This is a genomic window from Pedobacter agri PB92, assembly GCF_000258495.1.
Classification (GTDB): domain Bacteria; phylum Bacteroidota; class Bacteroidia; order Sphingobacteriales; family Sphingobacteriaceae; genus Pedobacter; species Pedobacter agri.
Genome location: NZ_AJLG01000090.1, coordinates 1 through 19712 on the forward strand (window position 1 = coordinate 1; position 19712 = coordinate 19712).

20 protein-coding genes are annotated in these 19712 nt (G+C 37.7%); 8 read left to right on the forward strand and 12 right to left on the reverse strand.

Going from position 1 to position 19712, the window contains the following annotated elements:
• Positions 1-113: 113 nt before the first annotated feature.
• From ON09_RS13785 to ON09_RS13825, 9 genes are all read right to left on the reverse strand, one after another.
• Entirely contained in the window at positions 114-620 is a 507-nt protein-coding gene (locus ON09_RS13785; RefSeq protein ID WP_010601649.1) for an LptE family protein, read from the reverse strand.
• 21 nt (positions 621-641) lie between these two features.
• A complete protein-coding gene (locus ON09_RS13790; RefSeq protein WP_010601650.1) occupies positions 642-1883 on the reverse strand; it encodes a sigma-54 interaction domain-containing protein in 1242 nt (413 codons plus the stop codon).
• Between the two features lie 164 nt (positions 1884-2047).
• Positions 2048-3463 carry a tRNA (N6-isopentenyl adenosine(37)-C2)-methylthiotransferase MiaB gene (miaB, locus tag ON09_RS13795; protein WP_010601651.1) on the reverse strand — a complete coding sequence of 472 codons (1416 nt, stop codon included), beginning with the start codon at positions 3461-3463 and terminating at the stop codon, positions 2048-2050.
• Between the two features lie 143 nt (positions 3464-3606).
• Entirely contained in the window at positions 3607-4632 is a 1026-nt protein-coding gene (locus ON09_RS13800; protein ID WP_010601652.1) for a sensor histidine kinase, read from the reverse strand.
• Positions 4633-4666: 34 nt separating this feature from the next.
• Positions 4667-5431 carry a TIGR03915 family putative DNA repair protein gene (locus tag ON09_RS13805; RefSeq protein WP_010601653.1) on the reverse strand — a complete coding sequence of 255 codons (765 nt, stop codon included), beginning with the start codon at positions 5429-5431 and terminating at the stop codon, positions 4667-4669.
• Entirely contained in the window at positions 5432-6691 is a 1260-nt protein-coding gene (locus tag ON09_RS13810) for a putative DNA modification/repair radical SAM protein (protein ID WP_010601654.1), read from the reverse strand. It lies immediately after the preceding gene.
• Between the two features lie 85 nt (positions 6692-6776).
• On the reverse strand, positions 6777-7151 hold the full coding sequence (locus tag ON09_RS13815; protein ID WP_010601655.1) for a hypothetical protein: 375 nt from the start codon (positions 7149-7151) through the stop codon (positions 6777-6779).
• 268 nt (positions 7152-7419) lie between these two features.
• Entirely contained in the window at positions 7420-8064 is a 645-nt protein-coding gene (locus tag ON09_RS13820) for an HD domain-containing protein (RefSeq protein WP_010601656.1), read from the reverse strand.
• Between the two features lie 71 nt (positions 8065-8135).
• Positions 8136-8417, reverse strand: a complete 282-nt coding sequence (locus ON09_RS13825) for a helix-turn-helix domain-containing protein (protein ID WP_010601657.1) — start codon at positions 8415-8417, stop codon at positions 8136-8138.
• Positions 8418-8714: 297 nt separating this feature from the next.
• Between ON09_RS13825 and ON09_RS13830 the strand changes: the two genes are divergently transcribed.
• The 4 genes from ON09_RS13830 (at position 8715) to ON09_RS13845 (ending at position 12805) form a co-directional block, all read left to right on the forward strand.
• Positions 8715-8948: a hypothetical protein gene (locus tag ON09_RS13830; RefSeq protein ID WP_010601658.1), complete on the forward strand. Its 234-nt coding sequence runs from the start codon at positions 8715-8717 to the stop codon at positions 8946-8948.
• Positions 8949-9022: 74 nt separating this feature from the next.
• Positions 9023-9238 carry a hypothetical protein gene (locus tag ON09_RS13835; protein WP_010601659.1) on the forward strand — a complete coding sequence of 72 codons (216 nt, stop codon included), beginning with the start codon at positions 9023-9025 and terminating at the stop codon, positions 9236-9238.
• A 97-nt stretch (positions 9239-9335) separates the two neighbouring features.
• Positions 9336-10541, forward strand: coding sequence for an HlyD family secretion protein (locus ON09_RS13840; protein ID WP_010601660.1), 1206 nt, complete (start codon positions 9336-9338; stop codon positions 10539-10541).
• A complete protein-coding gene (locus tag ON09_RS13845; RefSeq protein WP_010601661.1) occupies positions 10538-12805 on the forward strand; it encodes a peptidase domain-containing ABC transporter in 2268 nt (755 codons plus the stop codon). The genes ON09_RS13840 and ON09_RS13845 overlap by 4 nt, the downstream gene beginning before the upstream one ends.
• Positions 12806-12835: 30 nt before the next feature.
• Here the strand turns inward: ON09_RS13845 and ON09_RS13850 are convergent, their stop codons facing one another.
• Entirely contained in the window at positions 12836-14026 is a 1191-nt protein-coding gene (locus tag ON09_RS13850; RefSeq protein WP_039842455.1) for a THUMP domain-containing class I SAM-dependent RNA methyltransferase, read from the reverse strand.
• A gap of 71 nt (positions 14027-14097) precedes the next feature.
• Here ON09_RS13850 and ON09_RS13855 point away from each other — a divergent pair, with 71 nt between their 5' ends.
• The 3 genes from ON09_RS13855 (at position 14098) to ON09_RS13865 (ending at position 17375) form a co-directional block, all read left to right on the forward strand.
• Positions 14098-14466: a DUF3127 domain-containing protein gene (locus ON09_RS13855; protein WP_010601663.1), complete on the forward strand. Its 369-nt coding sequence runs from the start codon at positions 14098-14100 to the stop codon at positions 14464-14466.
• A 214-nt stretch (positions 14467-14680) separates the two neighbouring features.
• Positions 14681-16510: a sensor histidine kinase gene (locus ON09_RS13860; protein ID WP_010601664.1), complete on the forward strand. Its 1830-nt coding sequence runs from the start codon at positions 14681-14683 to the stop codon at positions 16508-16510.
• A gap of 169 nt (positions 16511-16679) precedes the next feature.
• Positions 16680-17375 (forward strand): response regulator transcription factor, encoded by a 696-nt coding sequence (locus ON09_RS13865; protein WP_029204345.1) that lies wholly within the window; start codon positions 16680-16682, stop codon positions 17373-17375.
• A gap of 139 nt (positions 17376-17514) precedes the next feature.
• Here the strand turns inward: ON09_RS13865 and ON09_RS13870 are convergent, their stop codons facing one another.
• The gene (locus tag ON09_RS13870) at positions 17515-18363 is read right to left on the reverse strand and encodes a menaquinone biosynthesis family protein (protein WP_010601666.1); all 849 of its coding nucleotides are present in this window, start codon (positions 18361-18363) and stop codon (positions 17515-17517) included.
• A 40-nt stretch (positions 18364-18403) separates the two neighbouring features.
• Positions 18404-19030: a futalosine hydrolase gene (mqnB, locus tag ON09_RS13875; RefSeq protein ID WP_010601667.1), complete on the reverse strand. Its 627-nt coding sequence runs from the start codon at positions 19028-19030 to the stop codon at positions 18404-18406.
• 107 nt (positions 19031-19137) lie between these two features.
• On the opposite strand from mqnB, the gene ON09_RS13880 reads away from it, so the two are divergent.
• Positions 19138-19548, forward strand: a complete 411-nt coding sequence (locus tag ON09_RS13880) for a 6-pyruvoyl trahydropterin synthase family protein (RefSeq protein WP_010601668.1) — start codon at positions 19138-19140, stop codon at positions 19546-19548.
• The last annotated feature ends 164 nt before the right edge of the window (positions 19549-19712 follow it).

The following is a 19712-nucleotide window of genomic DNA, read 5'->3' on the forward strand; positions in this document are numbered from 1 at the left end:
GGTTGTGCAAGTAAATCTGCAAGTAGCTGTTTGTAATCCATGTTTGAGGTTTGTCGCTAAGTTAAAAATTGTCGGCGGTTTTTGAGAAAAGATTTCAATGTGTAATTAGATATTTACCACTGTGCAAAGGCTCTGTTGAAGATGTCTTCCGTTAATTGCTTATTAATCTGATCTAGTGCATTTGGTAATGCCGCCTGAATGGAAGCTCCATTTAGTGGGAAATCAAAAAATTTGGTAAAACTTTCATCAAAGCTTTCTTTCTCTTTTCCCGCAACATTATTAGTGTATTTAATCGAAACTGTAATGGTTAACCGGTTTGCGCCTGCAGTTGGCGTGGCGCTAGATTGCAATGCAACTGGTTTAATATCATAACCTGTAATCCTGCCTTCGAAAACTGCATCTGCTTCAGTAGTAGATACGCTTAAGTTGGTTTGATTACGAATCCTCGTTTTTAATGCCTCGGTAAGTTGATTGTTTAAGTTCGGAACCACTAATGGCGCATTGTTTTCAAATGTACGCACAATTACAGTTTTCAAACCTTCGGTTGATGCACCACTAAACTTGTATGAACAAGAAGTAAGCGCAGCAATCAGTATAAATGCTAATATTTTGATTTTCATTAACTGAATATTTTGGCAATATTATAAGTTCAATTCCTTGATTTTTCTGTAAAGGGTTCTTTCTGAAATGCCTAATTCCTGAGCCGCGAACTTGCGTTTGCCTTTATGTTTTTTCAGGGCTTTTTTAATCAAATCAGATTCCTTATCTACCAGCGATAATGATTCTTCAACTTCTTCCGCTTCATGGGCGAAGTAATCTCCGTTATTGCCGTTGTTGTTGCTGCTTGGTGCAGGCTGCTGAATAGTGAAAGCATGCTCATGACCCGAAGGTAGCTCCACATCTCTATATAGCTGGTTAATGTATTGGGGATTATCAGCTAAAACAGTAGCGGTATTTCCGCCGTGTTGAATAATTTCCGCTACTAATTTTTTAAGCTCAACCATATCTTTTTTCATATCAAAAAGTACCTTATACAAGATATCTCTTTCTGTGAAATCTTCTTTTGATTGCGCATTAATTGCCATAGGCAAATTGCTTCCGGCTTCGTTAGGAATGTAATTTAAAATGGCCTGACCGGAAACATTTCTATCTTTCTCCAGTACACAAATTTGCTCCGCAATATTTTTCAATTGACGAACATTTCCTGGCCAACTATAATTTGTTAGAATATTTACGGCATCTGGCTCTAAATGTAATGCCGGGCTGCGGTATTTATCACTAAAATCGGCAGCAAATTTTCTAAATAATAAAAAGATGTCTTCCTTACGCTCTTGCAATGCAGGGATGCGCAAAGGAACCGTGTTTAACCTATAATATAAATCTTCGCGAAATTTTCCATTTTTAACGCGGTTATATACATCAACATTGGTGGCTGCAATAATACGAACATCTGTTTTCTGAACTTTTGATGAACCAACACGAAGATATTCGCCACTTTCTAAAATCCTCAACAGCCTGGCCTGAGTGCCTAGCGGCAGTTCGGCAACTTCATCAAGGAAAATTGTTCCACCATTGGCTACTTCAAAATAACCTTTGCGGGCTTCATGCGCACCGGTAAATGAGCCTTTCTCATGTCCGAATAGTTCTGAATCTATCGTTCCTTCCGGGATAGCACCACAGTTTACAGCGATAAAGGCGCCATGTTTACGGGCACTCATCTGGTGAATGATTTGAGAAAAAACCTCCTTACCACTTCCGCTCTCACCTGTAATAAGCACCGACATATCCGTTGGTGCCACCTGGCTCGCAATATCTATAGCACGATTTAGCAAAGGCGAATTGCCAATAATTCCGAACCGTTGTTTAATATTTTGTGTATCCATTTTTTAATGGTTGAAAGTTAAAGGTTAAAAGTTGAAGGTCATGCTTTATAACATGTTTCTTATGATTTAATCATTAACTTTTGTTGTAATATGTTTAATCAATTTCGGCGTATTGAATTTGGCATTCAGCCATGTAACCCGGAACCGATAACATGTAACTATTATCAAACTATTCTTCCAATCAAGGTTGCTGAGGTACATCTTTCGATATATACATTAGCGTATTCGCCCGGTTTAACGCCATCAATAGCCGGGAAAATAGCCATTGCGCCACTATCACCACGTCCACAGTAATCCAAATCAGATTTTTTCGAAGTGCCTTCAATCAATACACGAACAGTTTTACCCACCCATTCCTGCAATCGCATCAACGAATGTGCTTGTTGTTTAGCTAAAATTTCTGCCAAACGACGTTTCTTTACATCCTCAGGAATGTCGTCAGCCAGTTTACGGGCAGCTAAAGTTCCAGGTCTTTCCGAATAGGTGAAGTTATAAGCGAAATCATACTTCACATAATCCATCATGCTCAGCGTTTCCTCGTGCTCTTCCTCTGTTTCAGTACAGAAACCAGCAATAATATCAGTTGAAATGGCACAACCTGGAATAATGTTTCTAATCGCATCAATGCGGTTAATGTACCACTCACGGGTATAAGTTCTGTTCATTAACTCCAACACCCGGGTATTGCCAGATTGGACTGGTAAGTGAATGTAGTTACAGATATTATCGTATTTGGCGATGGTATGTAAAACTTCATCGGTAATATCTTTAGGGTGCGACGTAGAAAAACGAACCCTTAAATCTGGATTAACCAATGCCGTTTGTTCTAATAACTGCGCAAAATTAACAGTTTCCGTTCCATCTTCTGAAGTCCAGGTGTACGAATCTACATTTTGACCTAGCAGCGTTACTTCCCTGTAACCAGCTTCGAAAAGTGTTTTTGCTTCTTCGATGATGGAGTGTGCATCGCGACTACGCTCACGACCGCGAGTAAAAGGCACTACACAGAATGAGCACATGTTGTTACAACCGCGGGTGATCGAAATAAAGGCAGTAATGCCATTACTGTTTAACCTTACCGGACTAATGTCTGCGTAAGTTTCCTCACGGGATAACAGTACATTCACGGCTTTGTGCCCGCTTTCAACCTGCTCAATTAAGTTAGGTAAATCGCGGTAAGCATCTGGGCCAACTACTACATCAACCAAGCGTTCTTCTTCTAAAAACTTAGATTTTAAACGCTCAGCCATACAACCTAACACCCCAACAATTAATTTAGGATTGCGGCGCTTTTCAACACCAAATTGAGATAAACGATTTCGCACTCTGGTTTCGGCGTTTTCACGGATAGAACAAGTATTGATGAAAATTACATCGGCCTGGTGATAATCGCCAGTGGTTTCGAAACCAGTTTCAGAAAGGATAGAGGCAACAATTTCGCTATCGGCAAAGTTCATTGCACAGCCATAACTTTCGATGTATAATTTGCGGGCATCGGCTTTAACAGGCGTATCTAAAATCAACGCTTCGCCTTGTCTCGTCTCATCATGCGTTTTATCCTGTACTTGTAAATCAATCATTCTTAAAAAGATTTTGGGGATTGCAAAAATACACAAATAAAATTAAAAGTGACAAATTGGCACGTTTTGTTTCAATGTTTACAATTGAATTGAAAAACCCATTAGAGAAGTTTGTGGCAATTCACTTCAAGCCTGTAGGTTTGCTAACCAATTTTTTGAAGCGTAAAGGCGAAAGTTGTACCAATACCTGGGGTGCTTCTCACCGAAATAGTTTGCTGGTGCGCTTCCAATATGTGCTTTACAATGGCCAAACCCAAACCAGTTCCCCCTACTTCTCTTGCCCGGTGGGTATCAATGCGATAGAAACGCTCAAATAAACGCAGTAAATGTTTCTCCTCGATACCGATTCCATTATCAGTTACCTCGACCAGGAATTGATCATGAAGCTCGAAAATTTTAATGGCTGTTTCACCGTGTTCGATGCCATATTTAATGCTATTTACGATCAGATTAATTAACACCTGCCGGATTTTTTCGCGGTCGGCATTAACCATGGTTACCGCAGTATATTTATCTTTAAAAAAGAGCTTGATGTGTTTGGCTTTCGCCCTATCTTCCAAATTTTCCATTACCTCTTTGGCCAGTGTAACGAAATCAAATTTCTGATAATGAATAGGCGCTTCGCCTGTTTCCAGTTTCGAAATGGCATCTAAATCATTGATCAGATAGCTCAAACGCTCCACATTATTTTCTGCCTTTTTCAAAAATTTTACCGCCATATCCGGATCATCTACAATACAATCCTGCAAAGTTTCGATATAACCCTGGATGGCAAAAAGCGGTGTTTTAAACTCATGAGACACATTAGATAAAAATTCTCGACGAAATTGTTCCTGCTTTTTAAGCAAATCAATCTCTCGTTTTTTAGCACCGGCCCATTCTTTAACTTCTTGTTCAACGTCATTAATCGGATCGGAACTTACATATTCTCCAAGCGCATCTTTCAAATCTTTTCCGAGCTTGAGATTGTGAATGAGCTTATAAATCAGTTTAATTTTATTGTAAATGTATTTTTCCAGCAGATAGTAGAAAACCAAAAAGCTGCACAGGAAGGAAACACCGAATGAAATTCCAAAATAATACCAGCTGCGCTCAAAATAAAAGTTCACCATCCCGATGGAGAGTGCAACAGCCAAAGCTGTAATTAAAACCAGCACACTTAATTTCATGGTGCAATTTAAAGCTTTTTATGTTAATGGAATGTTAACCCAATTGCTTTTCAGTTAAATATTTCCAATATCTTTTGGGTACATGTTTTACATGAAGCTTGGTGTTTTTTCGCGCAACAATATTGGCGCTTTTGAAGTAATCTTTCCAAAGTAAAGAATACAATTCTTCCTTTTCATCCATTAATAATAACCCAGGATTTTTCTGATTTACTTCTGATGCAAAATCGATCGTGATTTCCTCAACTGTTTTTAAGTTATAATGCAAACCGTATTTTCTTTTCAAATCATAAATAATCCATTCCTGATCTGCATACCGGTTTTTAAAATGATTGCTGATTAAAGGCAGAACATTAAAATCCGGATCAACTGAGGTATAGAACATCCCGTCGCCAGTTTTTTGAAAGCGAATAAATGCTTCCATGCGATGTTTTTCGCGTTCTACACTTTTTGCATATTTCGATAAGGCCATCACATGATCATTACCATAATTGGACGCAGCACCGGTTTCATTTTGAAAAATATAGATGGTGAACTGAAATAAGTGATCGTAAGCCTCAGGAATTTCAGATAAATAGGTGCAGTAAAATTTTCGGAGCCAATCTTTTTTTAATTTTTTTTGAAGTCCAACCCAAACACGGTCGGCTTTCTCCTGGTCAGTTGCAACTATCAGGTTTTCACGGAAAGCCTCCGGTTGATAAAGCATCATCGATTTTAAAGACGTAGATCCAGGTTTCCTTTCAAACCATTCAAATACCGCAGTTAATAAGCCGGTTAAAGAGCCATCAAAAATGTAAATCATTTAAAATAAAATCAATTGATTGCTATCGGTTTTTAAATATTTGCTTTGGCTTTCGGCTAAAATAAAGGCCTTGATTTGGGTCCCCTGATAATCTTTCAATTGATAAGGACTATCTACGCAGGTAATAAAATGTTTCGCCCGGTTATAAGCTACACCAATCTTTTTCAACTGATCAATTCTCAATTTTCCAAATTTGCGGGCCTGGACAATTTTCTGGGCCGACATTACGCCGATACCGGGTATGCGCAAAATCATTTTGTAATCAGCTTTATTAATATCCACAGGGAAATGTTGCATATTTCTAATTGCCCAGCTTAATTTAGGGTCGATATCGATATCAAGATTTGGATTGGCATCATTTAAAATCTCCTGAACCTTAAAACCATAAAAACGCATAAGCCAATCCGTTTGATAAAGACGGTTTTCTCGCAAAAGCGGTGGCTGGGTTCCTAAAACCGGCATTCTGGTATCATCGCTAATAGGAACATAGCCAGAATAATAAACCCTTTTTAGCGAAAAATTCTTATAAAAAGCATTTGCAGTGTACATAATATCTTTGTCGCTTTCTGGTGTGGCTCCAATAACCATTTGTGTACTTTGCCCCGCCGGAACAAATTTTGGCACATGTTTAATCAGTTTCTTATCTGCAGAAAACTGCGCAATATTTTTCTGAACAAAATCTAGTGGTTTAATCACATCTGCGTGGTTTTTCTCTGGAGCTAAAAGTTTTAAACCTGCTTCAGTAGGCATTTCCAAATTGATGCTCATTCGATCAGCATAAAGTCCTGCTTCTTTTATTAATTCATCACTTGCTCCGGGAATAGTTTTTAAGTGAATATAACCATTGTAGTTTTGCTCTAACCGCAGTTTTTTACAAACCAAAAGCAATCGCTCCATGGTAAAATCGGCATTCTTGAAAATACCAGAACTCAAAAATAATCCCTCAATATAATTTCTGCGGTAAAAATTCATAGTGAGTTCCACTACCTCATCTACGGTAAAGGCTGCCCGCTTCACATCATTGCTTTTTCTCGAAACGCAAAAAAGGCAATCATAAATGCAGTGGTTAGTTAACAGTATTTTAAGTAGGGAAACACAGCGACCATCTTCTGTGTAGGTATGGCAAATGCCTGAAGAATGACTATCTCCAAGGCCTTTATTATCGTTTTTCCTGGTGCCACCACTTGATGAACATGAAACATCATATTTAGCAGCGTCAGCAAGAATATTTAATTTTTCACGAATTCGATCGAATGACATAAGTAGTTATTTACTAACAAATATAGTTTTAAAACTAAATAAATTAGTAAATTTAATGCTTTAGTTTACTCTTTTGTGGAATAGCCTAATTGGTTGCTAAAATGTTATTGCCATTAATTTTGTAATGCTTTGGAAAGTGACTTTCTGATTGGTTTTGATTTTCCTGAAGTTGTCTGAGCTGTTTAAAAAATGCTTCAGCTTCTGCTTCATGCTGTTCTTTGATGCTGAAATTTGCACTGAAAGAAGGTTCACTAAATTTTACGGCATAATAATAATCACCATTTTGATTGCTAAACTTTTCTTCAATGGAATAGATGTTCTTCCATGAAAAATGGAGGCTTTTTTTCGAATAAAATAAGGTGTTATGTTTGATTGCAAACTTTATCCCGTTTTTATCTAACTCAACATCACACGCAACAAATATCTGGGTTTTGATAACCCACTGTAGCGCTACAATCATCAGCGACTAAAAAAAATAAAATAAGAATTGAAATGGCCCAGATTGGCGTATCAAGCGGTAAGCAAAATAGAATGACCAGCATCAGCAAGGCACCAATAAGCGGTATGCCAATAAACGCGGCAACAAGTACCCTACATTTATGATATTTTAATTGAAAAGAGTTCATGACGTTAATCTGCTACTAATTTAAGCGCAGATCAAACTCCATGAAATACTTACTTCTAAGTATTTTATACGGAGAAATTACGGTATTTACACTGTTTTGATTTCAATTTCCTTCCCATTCGCGGTAAAAATGTGTCAGGTAAAGTTCCATAAACTTATGCCTTTCCTCCGCGATAGCTTTGCCGGCTTCGGTGTTCATCATATCTTTAAGCAGCAACAGCTTTTCATAAAAATGATTAATAGTTGGGGCGGTGGTATTTTTATAACTCTCTTTATCTAAATGCTGTTGTGGTTGAATTGCAGGATCGTATAACACTCGATTTTTAAACCCGCCATAGGTAAAAGCCCTTGCAATCCCTATTGCACCAATGGCATCTAACCGATCGGCGTCCTGAACAATTTGCATTTCTTTGGATGTAAAGGAGCTTTGTTCAAAACTGTTCTTAAATGACATATTTTGAATAATCAGTTTTACGTGATTAATTATTTCTTCATCAATGGATATAGACTGGAGAAAGGCAGCAGCCATATTCGGGCCTAAGGTTTCATCTCCATTGTTAAATTTTGGATCAGCAATATCATGCAACAGTGCAGCAAAGGCTACTACAAGTTCATTCCCATTTTCCTTTTGATTAATATTTTGAGCGGTTTTGAAAACACGCTCGATATGAAACCAGTCATGGCCTGCTTCGGCATGGGCTAAAGTTTCTTTAACAAAATCAATGGTTTTTTGGATAGAAGACTGCATAATTAATTTTTCTCAAATATATCGGAATTTTATGCAGGGCAGAAAAAATGTTATCAGCAGCGGAGAGTTGATTAACTCGCCGCTGCTGTTCTACTTTCATCTTCAGCAATAATTTTAATTAAATCATTGTGATTTAAAGTAAGTAAATGTGTTACCTCAACCTCTAAAATTGCGGCGATTTGAAATAAACGATCAATAGTCAATTTACTATAGCCTAACTCAATTTTACTGTAAGCATTTTGAGAGATTTTTAATTTCGCTGCCAGATAATCTTGAGTATAGTCTCTGTATTCTCTAATTTTCCTAATATTCCCGGCAACGTTCTTCGTCTTTAAAGCTAATACATCTTCCATAAAAAGGGATAATTTTATATGTTTCTATAATTTACGAAATTCTTAAAGGCTTAGATTTTATAGGAATGATTCGCTAGCTCTAAGGTATCACGTGAACGGGTAAACACGGTAATTATTACCAACAATGAAACAACTCAAAAGTTTAATGTATTCTATTTTGTTGTTGCTAATCAGGCAGTTGTAAAAACTATTGATGGGTGAGTATCGTTTCTTAAATAACCTCGCAGTTAAATGCGATTATAAAAAGGAGTAGCCGAAAACCTCAAACAGAGTAGGCATTATTAAAATTAGAACGTTATGAAACTTCAAGAGTTAAATTTAAACGAAATGAAAGAAATCAACGGTGGTGGTTTATTTGGTGGTAATGATTCATCGAATTCAGGTGGGTTATTAGGATCAATTGGAATTGGTAATTTACTATCATTTTCAAACGAAACCCAAGACGGAGATGAATCGAGTAAAACCTCGTTCTCTTTAGGGAATAACATCGGTGGAAGTTTGGAAGGATTATTCCAAAGCTTAACCAGCTAATTTGATTAACACTCAATTTATAGAAAGGGGTTCTGAAAAGAATCCCTTTTTTTCTCTAACAAAATACTGAAATAATGGAAAATTTATCAGCACAAGAACTTTTAGAAATTGGGGGTGGGGGTATTTTTGGAAATACACAGCAAGCCTCCGGCATATCAATCAGTGCTACATCTGACAGTTTATTAAGTATTACATTTATTACCACAAACGGCGATAGACGAAATGAAACGACCATTTCTGTTGGCAATGATATTGCCCTGGATTTAGGTTTTATTGGCAACAGGCAATAATTTGTTGTTAAATATAAATAATGAAAGACCAAGAGATTTGGTCTTTTTTTATGGTCTTAAAACCTAAAATAGCAAAAATGCGTATGTCAATATAGATATGGATAGTGACAAATACATATTTCCGAAAGAGATTATTGAAAATACAGCCGAGTATCATTTTCATTCTCATAACTCTTACACCAAAGTAATTTACCAGGTTATTTTGGTTGTACTCATTGCTGCTTTTCTGGCATTATTTCTTATTAAGGTTGATGTAAATGTAAAAAGTACTGGTTTATTCAGGCCTACTGCAGAGCGGAATGAAATTAAACCACTTATAGCCGGACGCATTGATTCTTTATTTATAAAGGAAAATATGCATGTGAAGGCCGGTCAGGTGTTGCTGACGATTAAAAAAGAAAATATCGAAAGTCAGGATGCCTTGAATCAGTTTCAGCAAACCGATGTTAAGGATCAGCTTCACGATTTAGGCTTACTCATCAATGCTTACAGAAGGAACGATTGGTCGAAAAAGTTGCCGCTTAAATCTGGCGTATATGGCCAGCAATACAGTTTCTTTATGCAAAGGGTAACCGAGGCAAAAGCAAGATATCAGCTGGCTTATAAAAATTATGAACGTTACGCCTATCTTTTTAAAAGAAAAGCGGTTTCTGCATTAGAATATGATGAAATGAAACTCAGAAAGGATAACGTATTCAACGAGCTAAGTTTAATTGGAGAGGAGCAGGGGAATAAGTGGCAAACGGAATTGAATCAGCTCAATATCCAAAATCAACAACTTGATACCAGAGATCGGCAATACGAAGAAGAGAAAGAGTTTTACACCATAAAAGCACCTTTAACCGGAACAGTACAGCAATTAAAGGGAATACAACCCGGAAGTTCTATTTCGGCAAATGAAATTTTGGGTGAAATTTCGCCCGATTCAGGCTTGATTGCAGAAACCTATGTTCAACCTAAAGATATCGGTTTGCTAAAAGTTGGCACCAAAGCCCGGTTTCAAATTGATGCCTATAATTATAATGAATGGGGCATGGCAACCGGTAAAGTAATATCCATCTCAAGTGACGTATTTATGGAAAATGGATCACAACCCTTTTTCAAAGTTCGCTGTTTATTGGATAAAAACAATTTAAAGTTAAGGAACGGATACCAGGGTAAAATAAAAAAGGGTATGACGCTACAGGCCCGTTTCTTTGTAACAAGAAGAACACTATTTCAATTGCTGTACGATAAGGCTGATGATTGGTTAAATCCAAATGTAATTCCTGAAAGTAAAGAAAATCAAGTAAGCAGCCGATGAAAAATTTAAACCAATTCTTCCAGGCTTTTAAAGAGAACATTGCTTTAAAAAAGAAAGCTAAACGCACCGTTATCAAACAGCATGACGTTACCGACTGTGGTGCTACATGCCTGGCCTCTATCTCTATTCACTATGGTTTAGATTTACCCATTGCCAGAATACGGCAATATGCTGGTACCGATAAAAAGGGAACCAACGTACTGGGCTTAATTGAGGCTTCTGCCAGGTTAGGATTTTCTGCAAAAGGCGTTAAAGCCAGTTTTGATAACCTCTTTACCATCCCAACGCCAGTTATTGCCCATGTGAATCATAATAATCTCGCTCACTACATTGTTATCTATAAGGTAACCGAAGATTATGTAGAGGTGATGGATCCTGCTTACGGAGAAATGCAGCGGCTAACTCCGGATGAATTCAGGCAGAAATGGACTGGTGTATTGATTATGCTTTTACCCGGAGATGATTTCACTGCCGGAACCGAGCGAATATCATTAGAGAAAAGATTTCTCTATTTGCTGATGCCACATAAGTCAATTCTAATTCAGGTATTAATTGGCGCCATATTTTACACCATCTTAGGTTTATCAACTTCCATTTTTCTTCAAAAAATAGTAGATAATGTACTTCCAGAGGGCAATACGAATTTATTAAACCTGATGGGAACGGTGATGATTATCATCATCCTGCTGCAAATATTTATCAATTACGCTAAAACACTATTAACCATAAAAACCGGACAGCAAATTGATGCGAGGTTAATCCTGGGTTATTATAAACACCTTTTGAAGTTACCTCAGGCTTTTTTCGATACCATGCGTGTAGGAGAAATCATCTCACGGATGAATGATGCAGTAAAAATCAGGGCTTTTATCAATGATGTATTGGTTGGTTTTGCGGTCAATGTCTTCATCCTGATTTTTTCTTTTGCACTGATGTTTACCTACTATTGGAAACTGGCTTTGATTATGTTAACTGTTGTGCCTTTGTACGCCTTGGTTTATTATATATCAAATCGCCTGAACAAAACCACACAAAGGCAACTAATGGAAAAAAGTGCTGAACTGGAAAATCAATTGGTAGAATCAGTCAATTCAGTTAGTACCATAAAACGATTTGGATTGGAGAATTTCTCTAACCTGAAAACAGAAATCAGATTTATTAATTTACTGAAAACGGTTTACACCTCCGGAACAAATTCACTATTAGTAGGTAACGCCAGTGGTTTTATTTCGAGCACATTTGCTGTTATTTTATTATGGGCAGGGGCAAGTTTTGTACTTCAAAACCTGATCACTCCCGGAGAATTGTTATCATTTTATGCCATTATCGGATATTTCACAGGTCCTGTAATTAGTTTAATTGGCATGAATAAGGTTTTTCAAGATGCCCGCATTGCCGCCGACAGACTTTTTGAAATCATGGATTTAGAGCGGGAGAAAACAGAGAACAAAACTGACATTACACCGGATATGATTGGAGATATCGAATTTCGGAAAGTGAATTTCAGGTACGGGACCAGGGTTACGGTTTTTGATGGCTTTGATCTTCATGTTCCGAAAGGTAAAATCACAGCTGTAGTGGGAGAGAGCGGCTCTGGGAAAACTACATTACTTTCGCTACTTCAAAATATTTATCCGCTGCAGTCGGGAAATATTATGATCGGCGAATTCGACATCAATTACATTACTAACGAAAGTTTGAGGAAACTGGTAGCGGTAGTGCCACAAGATGTGCATCTGTTTGCCGGAAATGTGATTGAAAATATTGCTGTTGGAGAGATGGAACCTGATATGAAAAAAATTGTGCGTATTTGTGCCCAACTGCATATTATGGATTTTATTGAACGTTTGCCAAACGGATTTGATACCTATTTGGGAGAAAACGCTACCAATTTATCTGGCGGGCAAAGGCAGCGGCTGGCCATTGCAAGGGCGCTGTATCGTGATCCGGAAATATTAATTTTGGATGAAGCCACCTCTTCGTTAGATTCCTCATCAGAAGAACATATCCATCACGCTATTTCTTTACTTCGTGAACAAGGCAAAACCATTATTTTAATTGCTCACCGATTAAGCACCGTTGTAAATGCGGATAAAATTGTGGTGTTAAAAGAGGGAAAACTTATTGAAGAAGGTACACATGCCGAGCTGGTTGAAATAAACGGGATGTACACCAGCATGTGGCACAAACAATTTCCGTCAATTACAGATTCAATAAAGAAAAAGCGGGTAAAGAAAGTAGGTAATCAGGAACCCAAAAGCTAGTGCATTTTAAATTCCTGATAATTTATATAGTTATGCTTGTACTTGATTTTCAATCAGTGGTGCTCTTCTTGAACCATCGTAAAGCTCGTACTCTAGCATTCTGCAATCTAGTTTTCCGTTATAGAATTCAATTTTTCTTGATGCCTTTAAGCCGATTTTTTTGGCAAGGTCAGGATTTCCGGTAAAAATATAACCTGAATAACCTTTACATTTGGTTTTCATGAAATCGCCCATGCGCTTGTAGGTGAGTTCCAGTTTGCTGTGTACGCCTAAACGTTCCCCGTATTCCGGATTGAAAACCACCACGCCTTTTCCGCCTTCCGGAACAGGTGTAAGTTCGAAATCACAAACTTCGAATTCAATAAAAGTATCTACTCCAGCGGTTTTGGCATTTCTACGCGTAACCTCAACGGCATCTTCAGAAATATCAGAAGCAATTATTTTAAGATCTGTGTTTTTAATTACCTGATCTTTCAATATTCTTCTTTCAGCAAAAAATTCCTGCTCATCATAACCTAAAATGTGCATAAAGCCATAATTCATGCGATACAAGCCTGGAGCACGATTGGTTGCGATTAATGCTGCTTCGATAGCCAAAGTTCCTGAACCACACATCGGATTAATAAAAGGCGATTTTTTATCCCAATTGGTAGCATAAATGGCACCTGAAGCTAAGGCTTCGAGCATTGGTGCTTTTCCCGGAATTTTACGATAACCATGTTTAGCCAATGTTTCGCCTGAGGTATCCATAAATACATCGGCATCGGCATCTTTCCAGTATAAATGTACTACTGCTTTGTTGGCATCAGAGCCAGAGTTCGGACGTATCCCTTTTTTCTCTTTCATCCTGTCAACAATCGCATCTTTAACCTTTAAATTTGCAAAAAGTGGGGTGGTAATGTTTGGATTATCCACATTGGAGGTTACAGAAAAGTAACCTGCAAAATCAATCAGTTCCTCCCATTCAATCGCTTTGATTTCGTTGTATAAATCATCAGGCGTAACAGCTTTGAAACTTTTTATGGCGTACAAAATCTGACTGGCGCAACGCAAGTTCAAATTTAGCTTAATACACTCTGTAAGGGTGATATTTAGCTCAACACCAGTTGGGAAAGCCCTTTCAATTTTATATCCTAAGGCCGTAACTTCATCTTGCAAATACGGAGAAAGGCGCTTATTGCAGGTAATAATTACCTTGCTTTTATTGTGGAAAACTTGCATCATAATATATGCGAAGTTATCAATAAAATTATAGAGATTTGATGTTTATAGTACATTAAGTAGTATTAGATATGGAAATTAAAGGAAAAGTACACGAAGTAGGTGCAACGCAGCAAGTGAGTGAAACGTTTAAAAAACGTGATTTAATAGTAGAATACGCAGAAAATCCAACATACCCAGAATATATCCGTTTTGAGGCTTTACAAGATAAAACTGCATTATTAGATACATTTAAAGCGGGTGATGAAGTTGAGGTTTTCTTTAACTTACGTGGTCGCCCTTGGACAGATAAAACAGGAAAAACATCATATTTTAACAGCCTGGTCATTTGGAGAATCAATGCTATTGCAGCGGGTGCTCAGGCAGCAGCTACTCCAGCTTATGCAGCTCCGGTTGATGTGAGTAACACACCAGGTGAAGATGATGATTTACCATTCTAAATAAAGATTCTTTTTAAGCAAACAATTTTGAACCATGCCGGGGCTTTTGCCCCGGCATTTTTTTTGTTAAAAATTTCTTTGAATATTCATTTCCAGCTAAATAAGCCATGTTAAAATATGTTAAAAACATTCCTTTAACTTAGCTATTGAGTATTTTTGATATCAGTTAGGTTGTAAAAAGTATTGTAAATACTTTCAGCAGAAGATCACATCAATGAAAAAAAGGAGTTTTTGGTTTATTACTGTTTTAATGACGGTGGCTTTGCTGGGCGTTTTTGTGATGCAGTTGTATTACATCAAAGAAGCCTATAACCTAAAATCTCAGCTTTTCGATGAACAGGTCAATCAGACTTTAGCAACAGTAGTTAAAAAAGTAGAGCGATTAAATGTGGCCAATCACATTAACAGGAAAGATGCCGAAAATAAATTAAGGCGACTTCAGGATGCCCGGCAAAGAGCGCTCGATATTAAAGATTTAAGGCAACAATATGTGCAGGAATCGGAGTTGAGGTTGGCCGAACGCGAAAATCAAATAGAAAATTATTTAAATCAGCAGGATAGTATCATAAGGATGTCTTACCGGGCACCCAAAGTAATCTCGGAGAAAGAGTTCATCTCCCTTAATACTCCTAACGGCGATAAGGTAGATTTACAGATGGATGCTTTTATTGATATCCGAAGCCTTGTGATCAAAGGGTATAGCATGCGCACTAAACCTTTTGCAGCGCCTCCAAAAACTTTCGAATTCAAAAGTTTTCAAAGCTTGCCAGACTCTTTAAGGTATCTGGTTTTCGATCCTAGAAATGGCAGTCCTGGTTTTGTAAGCCTTGCAAAAATTCCTGATGATTTAGAGAAGAAATTTAAGCGTGAAGATGAAATTGCCAAAAAAAAACTTGAGGTAAAGATTGCGGCTTTGGGTAAAGATACGTTGCCTTACACCCGAATGAATTTGGTTGAAGATGTATCTAAAGAGCTTGAAGATGCTAAAATTCCGATTTACAAGCGAATTAATTTCAGGGCACTTGGTGATATTCTGATGTCAGAATTATCTACCCACAACATTAGCCTTAAACCATCATATAAAGTTTCGCTGGCAAAAAAAGATTCAGTGCTTTTTATGGTGGCTTCCAATACCAAAGGGGAGTTTTTACCGGAGAACACCTATAAAACGCCACTTTTTGGTAACGACTTATTTCGCGACCCGGGAACTTTGATTGTTACTTTCCCAAACAAAAATTCTGCTATCTTAACCAATCTGGGTTTCACGCTGGCATCATCGGTAGGCTTGTTACTGGTGCTGGTTTTTATCTTTTCCTATACGCTTTATGCCATTCTAAAACAGAAAAAAATATCTGAGATGAAAACTGATTTCATCAATAATATGACGCATGAGTTTAAAACACCGGTAGCCACGATCATGATTGCCAGTGAGGCACTAAAGGATCCGGAAGTTACGGAAGATAAGACCCGCCTGAAACGTTTGGCAAATATCATTTATGATGAAAATGTGCGTTTGGGAAGCCATATTGAACGCGTGTTAAGTATTGCCAGACTGGAAAAAGGTGAATTAAAGATGGATAACACAGCGGTTGACATGAATGACCTGATTGTGATTGTGCTGGATAGTATGGGGCTTCAGCTTCAAAAAAGAAGTGCAGTTTTAAATATCAATACAGATGCTGAAAAATCGACTGTTTATGGCGATGAGTTGCACCTTTCGAATGTGCTTTATAATTTGATAGACAATGCCAATAAATACAGTGCAGAGGTACCAGAAATTACAATATCTACCAGGAACACGCATAAGAATCTAATTATCGAGATTGCGGATAAAGGTATTGGGATGACCAAAGACCAGTCGAAGCGAATTTTTGATCAGTTTTATCGTGTACCCACGGGTAACCTGCATGATGTTAAGGGCTTTGGTTTGGGGCTAAATTACGTTCAGGATATTATTAAACAAGCAAATGGCAGCATAAAGGTAAGCAGCGAGAAAGATAAAGGAACAACATTTGAAATATCGTTACCTTTATACGAAGGCTAAATGTCGGCACAAAAGCTGAATTGGTCGATACATTACCTAAATGCAGCCAAACATTATTTAACATAGCGGTGAATTTATTTTATATCGCAAGTAAATTTAAACCGTTATGCAAACACACAATCAAACCCTTACGGTAGGTAATGCTACATACGGGAACAAAATAAAAACAATGAAAAAGATACTTCTGGTTGAGGACGATCCAAATTTAGGTTTATTACTTCAAGATTATTTGCAGTTGAAAGGCAAGTTTGATGTGGTGCTTTGCACAGATGGCGAGGAAGGTTTACGTGCCTTCAATAAGCAAAACTTCGATTTGTGTATTCTCGACGTGATGATGCCTAAAAAGGATGGATTTACTTTAGGGAAAGATATTCGTAAAATAAATGCACAGGTACCCATTATTTTTGCCACTGCTAAGACCATGTTAGAAGATAAATCTGCAGCTTATGATTTAGGCGGGGATGACTACATCACCAAACCGTTTCGTATTGAGGAACTGCTATTGCGCATTAATGCCATGTTCAAGCGAATTTCGAGCAAAACGGATGGGATAGAAGAAGCACCTGAAACTCAGTTTAGCATTGGTGATTATACTTTTGATTATACCACACAAATTATTACCAACGCCGACCAGCAACAAAAGCTATCTACCAAAGAAGCAGAATTACTTCGTTTATTGTGTTTGAAAAAGAACACGGTATTAACCCGTGAAGAAGCGTTGTTAAGTATCTGGCATGATGATAACTATTTCAACGGGCGCAGCATGGATGTGTTCTTAAGTAAGCTGCGCAAATATTTAAGAGGCGATTCAAACGTGGAGATTATTAACGTTCATGGTAAGGGCTATAAGTTGCTGGTAAGTTAGATGTAGATGGCTTGGTTAAGACACCAACCATCAGAAGATCGTGGCTTTATCGTAAATCACTTATCTCTAAATGTAGTCACACCAAGCCTGCCGAAAACACTATTCAGGATGTCATCCGATATTTATGATACCATCCTACTTACAAGTATAAATTTTCCTTTATTGCCGGAATAATGTTCCGCTCCTGCGCAAGGGTGAACAGGGTATCCACAGCTTTTCTGCCTTCTTCGCCAAGGTTGATACTGTATTTATTTACATATAATTCGATGTGTTTATACATCACCGCTTCATCCATTGCCTGTGCATGTTCGCGTATAAAATCGATGCCCGATTTTGGGTGAGCGAATGCAAACTCAACCGATTGACGAATCAAGCGGTTTACTTTAAGCTGAATTTCACGATCCAAATTCCTGTTGATTACAATTCCACCCAAAGGAATGGCGCAACCTGTTAATTTTTCCCAATAATCTCCTAAATCAACAATTTTAGTTAAGCCTTTATCCTGGTAAGTAAATCTATTTTCATGGATAATCAAACCCAGATCAATTTGGTCTTCTAGCAAAGCTGATTCAATTTCCGAGAAAACCATTTCCTGTTTATGTTTTAACTGAGGGAATGCAATGCCCAGTAGAAAATTTGCTGTAGTGTATTTGCCCGGGATTCCAACTTTCAGTTCACTCGTTCCGGATTTCAATAATTCATCAAGCGCCTCTGGTGTGTGCTTATGGCTGATTAGCAATGGACCAACACCGAAACCCAGCGCACTTCCTGCATCGAGCAAAGCATATTGGTTCGCCACGTAAGCAAAGGCATGGAAACTTAGTTTCGTAATATCTAACTGCCCCTTTAAAGCCTTTTGATTCAATGTTTCCACGTCATCATAAGTTACTTCAAACTCAAGGCCTTCGGTATCAATTTTATGGTGAATAAGAGCGTCAAAAATAAAGGTGTCATTCGGGCAGGGCGAAAAACCAAGTGTAAGTTTCATAAATCAAAATTAACCACTGCAATACACTAAAACGTCATAATCAGTTCATTTCTGAGATAAAAGAAATCATCCACTCATTCAGGTTTCTAATTGCTAAACCAATCTCCCAGTTTTCTTTGTTTCTGGGTTCAACATAGTTTGAAACACTTCTGATTTGCAAACAATCGATATTTTGGCGTTTGCAGGCGTAAAAAACGGCGGCACCTTCCATGCTTTCACTTGTCGGATTAATTCGTTTTTTTAAGTTTCTGATACTCTTTTCACTTCCGGTTACGCAATTAACGGTGATACTTTTTACAGATGGCAAATCAATAATTTTTTTGCTTTTAGCTTTGAATTGGTTTTCGCCAAATCCTAAATCCGTTATCGTTAAAAAATCATCACCGTTTTCGGCACCCAGTTCTGCAAAAATATCTTCACTAATATTCAACAGGCTGCCCAGTTTAATGTTGCGGTCAAAACATCCTGCTATGCCCACATTAATCACTAAATCATATTTATTTGGGGTGAGATATTGCCCTAAAGAAAATGCTGTTGCCACCATGCCCACGCCGGTAATCAATAAATCAAAATTTTTGCTTTCAATAAAATCTCCCTCAGGTAAATTAAAGTGCTGATAGAAGAAGGCAACCTCGGCTTTTGTGGCTGCTACAACCAGTGTTTTCATAAAGTAAAGTTAGGGGATTACCACTATAATCATTCAATTTCCATCTTACATTTTCCTTATCATCTCTTAAGCCTTTATCCGTATATTTGACCCTTTATTGTAAAGTAATGATTTATATAACGAGAAAAGCATCATTTAACGCAGCCCACAAGCTGGCCCGAACCGATTGGGATGATGATAAAAATGCAGAGGTTTACGGCAAATGTGCTAATCCAAACTGGCATGGGCATAACTATTGGCTTTATGTAACGGTGAAAGGAGAAGTTAATCCTGAAACAGGATTTCTTGTAGATTTGAAATGGTTAAAAGACATCATGAATGATTACGTGGTAGATAAAGTTGATCATAAAAACTTAAATCTGGATGTAGATTTTATGAAAGGCAAACTGGCTTCTACAGAAAACCTGGCCATTGAGATTTGGAAACAGCTTGAAGCCCCTATTGCAGAAGGCGGAGCCACATTGCATTGTGTGAAAATCTACGAAACCGAAAATAATTTTGTTGAATACTTTGGTTAAAAACCACCTATATTAATGAGCACTAAAGACGTATTAAAAGGCGAATCAAGAGACGGCTATGTAAAAATAGATCGTTATAACGATGAAAAAATTGAAGCTGTTGCTACGCATTACAAAGATATTCTTGGTCAGCTGGGCGAAGATCCTGAACGTGAAGGTTTAAT

Bases quoted from the DNA above. Each gene is read 5' to 3' on its own strand.
- ON09_RS13785 (WP_010601649.1), bottom strand. From the start codon at position 620: ATGAAAATCAAAATATTAGCATTTATACTGATTGCTGCGCTTACTTCT.
- ON09_RS13790 (WP_010601650.1), bottom strand. From the start codon at position 1,883: ATGGATACACAAAATATTAAACAACGGTTCGGAATTATTGGCAATTCG.
- miaB (WP_010601651.1), bottom strand. From the start codon at position 3,463: ATGATTGATTTACAAGTACAGGATAAAACGCATGATGAGACGAGACAA.
- ON09_RS13800 (WP_010601652.1), bottom strand. From the start codon at position 4,632: ATGAAATTAAGTGTGCTGGTTTTAATTACAGCTTTGGCTGTTGCACTC.
- ON09_RS13805 (WP_010601653.1), bottom strand. From the start codon at position 5,431: ATGATTTACATTTTTGATGGCTCTTTAACCGGCTTATTAACTGCGGTA.
- ON09_RS13810 (WP_010601654.1), bottom strand. From the start codon at position 6,691: ATGTCATTCGATCGAATTCGTGAAAAATTAAATATTCTTGCTGACGCT.
- ON09_RS13815 (WP_010601655.1), bottom strand. From the start codon at position 7,151: ATGATTGTAGCGCTACAGTGGGTTATCAAAACCCAGATATTTGTTGCG.
- ON09_RS13820 (WP_010601656.1), bottom strand. From the start codon at position 8,064: ATGCAGTCTTCTATCCAAAAAACCATTGATTTTGTTAAAGAAACTTTA.
- ON09_RS13825 (WP_010601657.1), bottom strand. From the start codon at position 8,417: ATGGAAGATGTATTAGCTTTAAAGACGAAGAACGTTGCCGGGAATATT.
- ON09_RS13830 (WP_010601658.1), top strand. From the start codon at position 8,715: ATGAAACTTCAAGAGTTAAATTTAAACGAAATGAAAGAAATCAACGGT.
- ON09_RS13835 (WP_010601659.1), top strand. From the start codon at position 9,023: ATGGAAAATTTATCAGCACAAGAACTTTTAGAAATTGGGGGTGGGGGT.
- ON09_RS13840 (WP_010601660.1), top strand. From the start codon at position 9,336: ATGGATAGTGACAAATACATATTTCCGAAAGAGATTATTGAAAATACA.
- ON09_RS13845 (WP_010601661.1), top strand. From the start codon at position 10,538: ATGAAAAATTTAAACCAATTCTTCCAGGCTTTTAAAGAGAACATTGCT.
- ON09_RS13850 (WP_039842455.1), bottom strand. From the start codon at position 14,026: ATGCAAGTTTTCCACAATAAAAGCAAGGTAATTATTACCTGCAATAAG.
- ON09_RS13855 (WP_010601663.1), top strand. From the start codon at position 14,098: ATGGAAATTAAAGGAAAAGTACACGAAGTAGGTGCAACGCAGCAAGTG.
- ON09_RS13860 (WP_010601664.1), top strand. From the start codon at position 14,681: ATGAAAAAAAGGAGTTTTTGGTTTATTACTGTTTTAATGACGGTGGCT.
- ON09_RS13865 (WP_029204345.1), top strand. From the start codon at position 16,680: ATGAAAAAGATACTTCTGGTTGAGGACGATCCAAATTTAGGTTTATTA.
- ON09_RS13870 (WP_010601666.1), bottom strand. From the start codon at position 18,363: ATGAAACTTACACTTGGTTTTTCGCCCTGCCCGAATGACACCTTTATT.
- mqnB (WP_010601667.1), bottom strand. From the start codon at position 19,030: ATGAAAACACTGGTTGTAGCAGCCACAAAAGCCGAGGTTGCCTTCTTC.
- ON09_RS13880 (WP_010601668.1), top strand. From the start codon at position 19,138: ATGATTTATATAACGAGAAAAGCATCATTTAACGCAGCCCACAAGCTG.